Source organism: Streptomyces aurantiacus (genome assembly GCF_001418335.1).
Taxonomy (GTDB): domain Bacteria; phylum Actinomycetota; class Actinomycetes; order Streptomycetales; family Streptomycetaceae; genus Streptomyces; species Streptomyces aurantiacus.
The window spans coordinates 1-6,516 of sequence record NZ_LIPP01000363.1 but is presented as its reverse complement, the minus strand read 5'-3'; the positions used below and the strand labels follow the sequence as shown (position 1 = coordinate 6,516).

The 6,516-nt window shown below is 69.0% G+C and carries 8 protein-coding genes; 1 reads left to right on the top strand and 7 read right to left on the bottom strand.

Translation table 11 applies throughout. The annotated features are described in order from the left end of the window. The 3 genes from pspAB to glnA all read right to left on the bottom strand — a co-directional run. Positions 1-230, bottom strand: a 230-nt coding sequence (gene pspAB, locus AOK01_RS35210; RefSeq protein ID WP_425424785.1) for a PspA-associated protein PspAB, incomplete at its 3' end; no start/stop codon positions are given. 5 nt (positions 231-235) lie between these two features. After that, entirely contained in the window at positions 236-1,153 is a 918-nt protein-coding gene (htpX, locus tag AOK01_RS35205; protein ID WP_055518906.1) for a zinc metalloprotease HtpX, read from the bottom strand. Between the two features lie 202 nt (positions 1,154-1,355). Then, positions 1,356-2,765, bottom strand: a complete 1,410-nt coding sequence (gene glnA, locus AOK01_RS35200) for a type I glutamate--ammonia ligase (RefSeq protein WP_055518903.1) — start codon at positions 2,763-2,765, stop codon at positions 1,356-1,358. A 200-nt stretch (positions 2,766-2,965) separates the two neighbouring features. On the opposite strand from glnA, the gene AOK01_RS35195 reads away from it, so the two are divergent. After that, positions 2,966-3,433 (top strand): RDD family protein, encoded by a 468-nt coding sequence (locus AOK01_RS35195; RefSeq protein ID WP_055518901.1) that lies wholly within the window; start codon positions 2,966-2,968, stop codon positions 3,431-3,433. Between the two features lie 48 nt (positions 3,434-3,481). On the opposite strand, the gene AOK01_RS35190 is transcribed toward AOK01_RS35195, so the two are convergent. The 4 genes from AOK01_RS35190 to lipA all read right to left on the bottom strand — a co-directional run bounded on the left by AOK01_RS35190 (position 3,482) and on the right by lipA (position 6,365). After that, positions 3,482-3,931, bottom strand: a complete 450-nt coding sequence (locus AOK01_RS35190) for a nuclear transport factor 2 family protein (protein WP_245702552.1) — start codon at positions 3,929-3,931, stop codon at positions 3,482-3,484. 226 nt (positions 3,932-4,157) lie between these two features. Continuing rightward, positions 4,158-4,859, bottom strand: coding sequence for a DUF4191 domain-containing protein (locus tag AOK01_RS35185; RefSeq protein ID WP_055518899.1), 702 nt, complete (start codon positions 4,857-4,859; stop codon positions 4,158-4,160). A 49-nt stretch (positions 4,860-4,908) separates the two neighbouring features. After that, positions 4,909-5,121 (bottom strand): SCO2195 family GlnR-regulated protein, encoded by a 213-nt coding sequence (locus tag AOK01_RS35180; protein ID WP_055518897.1) that lies wholly within the window; start codon positions 5,119-5,121, stop codon positions 4,909-4,911. Between the two features lie 278 nt (positions 5,122-5,399). After that, the gene (gene lipA / locus AOK01_RS35175; RefSeq protein ID WP_055518896.1) at positions 5,400-6,365 is read right to left on the bottom strand and encodes a lipoyl synthase; all 966 of its coding nucleotides are present in this window, start codon (positions 6,363-6,365) and stop codon (positions 5,400-5,402) included. Between the last annotated feature and the right edge of the window lie 151 nt (positions 6,366-6,516).

Sequence of the window (6,516 nt, the reverse complement as noted above, 5' to 3'; positions counted from 1 at the left end):
CGCGACCGTGGAGGGCGCCGCGCGTCCGCGCCGAGCAGCGCCAGCACCTCCTGCCGTACGTCGTCGAAGGCGGCGCCCTCCACGGTCGCGAAGCACACCGCGCCCTGGCCGGTCGGCGTGAAGCCGGCCGCCGCCTGCAGCGTCACGGCGGCCGACGGGAGACCGAAGAGCCGGTCGAGGTCGGGCGCGACGGGCTTGGTGCGCCCCAGCAGGATGTCCAGCAGTCCCACGCCGCTCAGGCCTTCCCGGGAGTCGCCGTCTCACCCAGCTCGCCGGAGATCCGCGCCAGTTGGTCGAGGCGCTGCTCCAGGCTGGGGTGGGTCGACAGGAGCCGGGCCGCGCCGGGGTGGTCGCCCAGCGCGGGCGTGAAGTAGAAGGCGTTGAAGGCCTGCGCCGTCCGCAGGTCCTTCGTCGGGATCCGCGCGATGTCCCCGGAGACCTTGGTCAGAGCGGAGGCCAGAGCGGAGGGCCGCCCGGTGAGCAGCGCAGCCGCCCGGTCCGCGGCCAGTTCCCGGTACCGGGACAGCGCCCGGATGAGCAGGAAGCTGACCATGTACACGACCGCGGAGACGCCCATCACGGCCGAGAAGACCACGGCGGTGTTCTGGTCCCTGCGGCCACCGCCGAAGAGCTGCGAGTAGAAGGCGAACCGCACGACGAGTCCGGCGATCACCCCGAGGAACGAGGCGACCGTGATCACCGCGACGTCCTTGTGCGCCACATGCGACAGCTCGTGCGCGAGCACACCCTCCAGTTCCGCCGGCTCCAGGCGCCGCAGCAGCCCGGTGGTCACGCAGACGACGGCGTGGTCGGGGTTCCGGCCGGTGGCGAAGGCATTCGGCATGTCCATGTCGGCCACGGCCACCGCGGGTTTCGGCATGTCCGCGGTCGCGCACAGCCGGTCGATCACCCCGTGCAGCCGTGAATACTCGTCCCGCTCGACGACCCGCCCGCGCATCGCGTACAGCGCGATCCGGTCCGAGAACCAGTACTGCGCGCCGAGCAGCGCCGCGGCGACCACCACGACCAGCACCCAGGACTTCAGCAGCACGATCAGCACGGCCACGAACGCCACGTACAGCAGTCCGAGCAGGAACAGCGTGGTTCCCATCCGTACGGAAAGCCGGCGGTCGGCCTGGAAGCGGCTCTGCATCACGATCACCCCGCAGTCGGGAAGCTGCGGTCGGGCAGCTTGTCCCGATTCCAGTGTGCACCCGCCCCTTTCCATGAACTCCATGAACGGATCCCGTTCAGTACCGCACTGGGCAAAGAACGACGGAGCCCCGCCACCGCCCGAGGGGCGGTGGCGGGGCTCCGAGGAAAGCCGTGCGGCGGGGTGGTGCCGATCACACGTCTTACACGTCGTAGTACAGCTCGAACTCGTGCGGGTGCGGACGCAGCTGCAGCGGCGCGATCTCGTTCGTGCGCTTGTAGTCGATCCACGTCTCGATCAGGTCGGACGTGAACACGTCGCCCGCGAGCAGGAACTCGTGGTCGGCCTCAAGGCGGTCGAGGACGGCCGGGAGCGAGGTCGGGACCTGCGCCACGCCCGCGTGCTCCTCGGGCGCCAGCTCGTAGAGGTCCTTGTCGATCGGCTCGGCCGGCTCGATCTTGTTCTTGACGCCGTCCAGGCCGGCCATCAGCAGGGCCGAGAACGCCAGGTACGGGTTGCCGGAGGAGTCGGGCGCGCGGAACTCGACGCGCTTGGCCTTCGGGTTCGAACCGGTGATCGGGATACGCATGGCCGCGGAGCGGTTGCGCTGCGAGTACACGAGGTTGACCGGGGCCTCGAAGCCGGGGACCAGGCGGTGGTAGGAGTTCACCGTCGGGTTGGTGAACGCCAGCAGCGACGGGGCGTGCTTGAGGATGCCGCCGATGTAGAAACGGGCGGTGTCCGACAGGCCCGCGTAACCGGCCTCGTCGTAGAACAGCGGGTCGCCGTTGGACCAGAGCGACGAGTGGATGTGCATGCCCGAGCCGTTGTCACCGAAGATCGGCTTCGGCATGAAGGTCGCGGTCTTGCCGTTGCGCCAGGCGACGTTCTTCACGATGTACTTGAAGAGCTGGAGGTCGTCGGCCGCGGCGAGCAGCGTGTTGAACTTGTAGTTGATCTCGGCCTGGCCGGCCGTGCCCACCTCGTGGTGCTGGCGCTCGACCTGGAGGCCGGACTTGGCCAGCTCCAGGGAGATCTCCGCACGCAGGTCGGCGAAGTGGTCCACCGGCGGGGTCGGGAAGTAACCGCCCTTGTAGCGGACCTTGTAACCGCGGTTGTCCTCGATCGCACCGGTGTTCCAGGCGCCGGCCTCGGAGTCGATGTGGTAGAACGCCTCGTTCGACTTGGTGTCGAAGCGCACGCTGTCGAACACGTAGAACTCGGCCTCGGGGCCGAAGTACGCGGTGTCGGCGATACCGGTCGACGCGAGGTAGGCCTCGGCCTTCTTCGCCACGTTGCGCGGGTCGCGGGAGTACTGCTCGCCCGTGATCGGGTCGTGGATGAAGAAGTTGATGTTGACCGTCTTGTCGCGGCGGAAGGCGTCGACGCGCGCGGTGGACAGGTCGGCGCGGAGCGCCATGTCGGACTCGTGGATGGCCTGGAAGCCGCGGATCGAGGAACCGTCGAACGCCAGCTCCTCGGTGGGGTCGAAGGCCTCCGCCGGGATCGTGAAGTGCTGCATCACGCCCGGAAGGTCGCAGAAGCGGACGTCGACGAACTTGACGTCCTCATCCGCGATGAACTTCTTGGCGTCCTCGGCGTTCTGGAACATCCAGCTCCTCCTGCTCCCGCCCACTTCGGGACCGGGGTGGTAGTTCGTTCGTGCGGCCAGTGCGGTGGCACACGCTGAGCCCGACCTTAGGGACGGGTGGTTTCTCCGGCGTGACCCATTTGTTTCGCCCAAGTTAACCGGACGCGGCCCGGGACACCCCACCTGTCCGCATGGCAAAACGGCCGCAGTACCGTGGACGAGTGGACAACAGGCAAGTAATCGGATCGTGGCTGTCCGGACCCCGCGCGGCCGCGGAGGACGCCGGTGCCGACTTCGGATACCGCGGCGAGCAGCTGGGCCTGCCCGAGTCGGGCCCCGGATCGATCGCGCGCCCGGGGCGCCGCCTGGGTGCCCTCGTCGTCGACTGGGGCCTGTGCACCTTGATCGCATACGGCCTGATCACCGACGGCTACGGCCAGGCGACCGGGAACTGGGCGCTGCTCATCTTCTTCGTCGTGAGCGCGCTGACCGTCGGCACGCTCGGGTTCACCCCCGGCAAGCGGCTGTTCGGACTGCGGGTTCTCGCCCTGGACACCGGCACGGTCAACCCGCTGCGCGCTCTCCTGCGCACGGTCCTGCTGTGCCTCGCCCTGCCCGCCCTGATCTGGGACCGCGACGGGCGCGGGCTGCACGACCGTCTGGCCGGCACGGCCGAGGTCAGGATCTGAGGCTTCCGAGGCTCGGCCTGCACCGCGCGGCCCCGACGGGCGTCGTGGTCAGCGGGTGCCCGCCTCGGCGCGCGCGTAGAACGCGGCGAGGTCGTGGGGGTTCTTGAGGTAGACGTCGATCTTGCCCACCAGGCCGTCCTCGACCTGGTGGATCTCCACCATGGTCAGCGGGTACTGCTCACCGGTGGTGTGGGCCGTGAGCGTTCCGGTGAGCGTTCCGACGACGCCGGCCGGGCCCTCGAACACCTCGGCATCGGTGATGGCGACGGCGGCGTAGCCCATCATCGCGCCCAGGACCGACTGCACGAACACCTCGCGGCCCTGGTGCACGCCGCCGTAGGGGAGCTGGTTCGGCTCGTCGACGATCACCTCGGGGGCGAGTCGGGCCAGGACACCCGGCACATCGCCCTTGCCCAGCGCGTCGTACAGCCCTCGCACGACATCCGCGGGGCTTTCCGTCACGGTCTCGGTCCGGTTGCTCAGCTGGTGGTTGCTCATCTTGGGTGTCCCGTCAGTGCTCGGTGCTCGGATGCTGCCCACCGGGGCGCGTACGTCCTCGCACCGGTCGGACCCCGGAGGACCGGGGCACGCACCATGCAACGCGAGACGGCCGTGACGGGGGAGTCCTTGCCGTGAGGGGTACTGGCAGAGTCCCTCACACAACGCGTAGGGCCCCGGAACACCGATCGGTGTTCCGGGGCCCTACGCGTCGTTGTCGGTGGCGCTAGCGCATCTTCGGGCCGCCGCGTGGCATCCGCATGCCCTTGGGCATCGGACCCTTCGGCAGCGGCATGTTGCTCATCAGGTCGCCGAGGGCGCGCAGCCGGTCGTTGGTCGCGGTGACCTGCGGGCCGCTCAGCACCCGCGGGAGCTTCATCATCGTCGTACGGAGCTTCTTCAGGTCGACCTGGCCCTCACCCGTGCCGACGAGGATGTCGTGCACCGGCACGTCCGCGACGATGCGGGCCATCTTCTTCTTCTCGGCGGCCAGCAGGGTCTTCACCCGGTTCGGGTTGCCCTCGGCCACCAGCACGATGCCGGCCTTGCCGACGGCCCGGTGGACCACGTCCTGGCTGCGGTTCATCGCCACGGCCGGGGTGGTCGTCCAGCCGCGCCCGACATTGTCGAGCACTGCCGCCGCCGCGCCCGGCTGGCCCTCCATCTGCCCGAAGGCCGCACGCTCGGCCCGGCGCCCGAAGACGATCGCCGACGCGATGAACGCGAACAGGAGGCCGAGAATGCCGAGATAGATCGGGTGACCGACCCAGAAGCCGATCGCGAGGAAGACACCAAGGGTGACGATTCCGACAGCCGCGAGTACAAGACCGATCATTTTGTCGGCCTTGCGGGTCATCTTGTAAGTCAGGGCGATCTGCTTGAGCCGCCCGGGGTTCGCAGCGTCCGCTGCGGGTTCCTTCCTCGCCATGCCGTGAAGTCTACGTGGCGGGGGCGGCGCCGACGACGCCGGTGCCGACTCAGTGGCGCGTGAGGAGGGACTGCTCCAGAACACGCTCCAGGACATGCTGTGCCTCGACGCGGTCCTTGGCGCGGCGACGGTCCTCCAGGACGGAGGTCCAGGCGTTGCGGCGGGCGGTGCGCTGGCCGCTGCTGAGGAGCAGCGACTCGACGGCACGGAGTGCATCGGTGAACGACGGAATCGCTGTGGCGCGTACGGGCGCGGCCTGCATGATGGAGGTCCCCCCTCGGGATGGCGGCTCTGGCTGCGGCTCTACGTGGTGTAGGACCAGGGTCACTGAACGGTGTTACCAGGGCGTGACCGACCGGTCAAACGCCAGTGAAGCCTTGATACGCAGGCCTGAAACCCCGACGCGGCCCTGAGACGGCCCCCATCTGCGGGGACGCTCAGGACCGCGTCGTATCGGCCATTACTGGCAGGTAGCCACTTGTGCGCAGGTTCACACGCGCACGTGGCACTGCGTGCCATTCGGCGGAGCCGCCGGCAGGGTCAGACAGCCTGCGAGGCGACGTACGAACCGCGCTTCTCGACGGCCATCTGGTAGAGGCGGCCGGCCCGGTACGAGGAGCGGACCAGCGGGCCCGACATGACCCCGGAGAAGCCGATCTGCTCGGCCTCGTCCTTCAGTTCCACGAACTCGTGCGGCTTCACCCAGCGCTCGACGGGGTGGTGGCGCACGGTCGGGCGCAGGTACTGCGTGATGGTGATCAGCTCGCAGCCCGCCTCGTGGAGCTGGCGGAGTGCCTCGCTGACCTCTTCGCGGGTCTCGCCCATGCCGAGGATCAGGTTCGACTTCGTGACCAGACCGTAGTCGCGGGCCTCGGTGATGACCTTCAGCGAGCGCTCGTACCGGAAGCCGGGGCGGATGCGCTTGAAGATGCGGGGGACCGTCTCCACGTTGTGCGCGAAGACCTCCGGGCGGGAGGAGAAGACCTCGGCGAGCTGGGCCGGCTCGGCGTTGAAGTCCGGGGCCAGGAGTTCGACCTTCGTGCGGCCGGTCGCGCGCTCCGCGGTCTGGGCGTGGATCTGGCGGACCGTCTCCGCGTAGAGCCAGGCGCCGCCGTCGTCGAGGTCGTCGCGGGCGACGCCGGTGATGGTCGCGTAGTTGAGGTCCATGGTGACCACGGACTCGCCCACGCGGCGGGGCTCGTCACGGTCCAGCGCCTCGGGCTTGCCCGTGTCGATCTGGCAGAAGTCGCAGCGCCTCGTGCACTGGTCGCCGCCGATGAGGAACGTGGCCTCGCGGTCTTCCCAGCACTCGTAGATGTTGGGACAGCCCGCCTCCTGGCAGACCGTGTGCAGACCCTCGCTCTTCACGAGGTTCTGCATCTTCGTGTACTCGGGACCCATTTTCGCCCGGGTCTTGATCCACTCGGGCTTGCGCTCGATGGGGGTCTGAGCGTTCCGGACCTCCAGGCGCAGCATCTTGCGTCCGTCGGGTGCGACTGCGGACACATCGGCTCCCTGTAGCTTCGATTCTTCGGCGTCCACCAGGGTACGCCCGTGCTGTTCTCGGCCCCCGAGGTGGTCAACCTTCGGGAACGGGGGTGCATTCCCGGGTGGCCCCGGCTCCCGGCGAGTTCGTCGGGTGCGGGTGGGTGGGGGC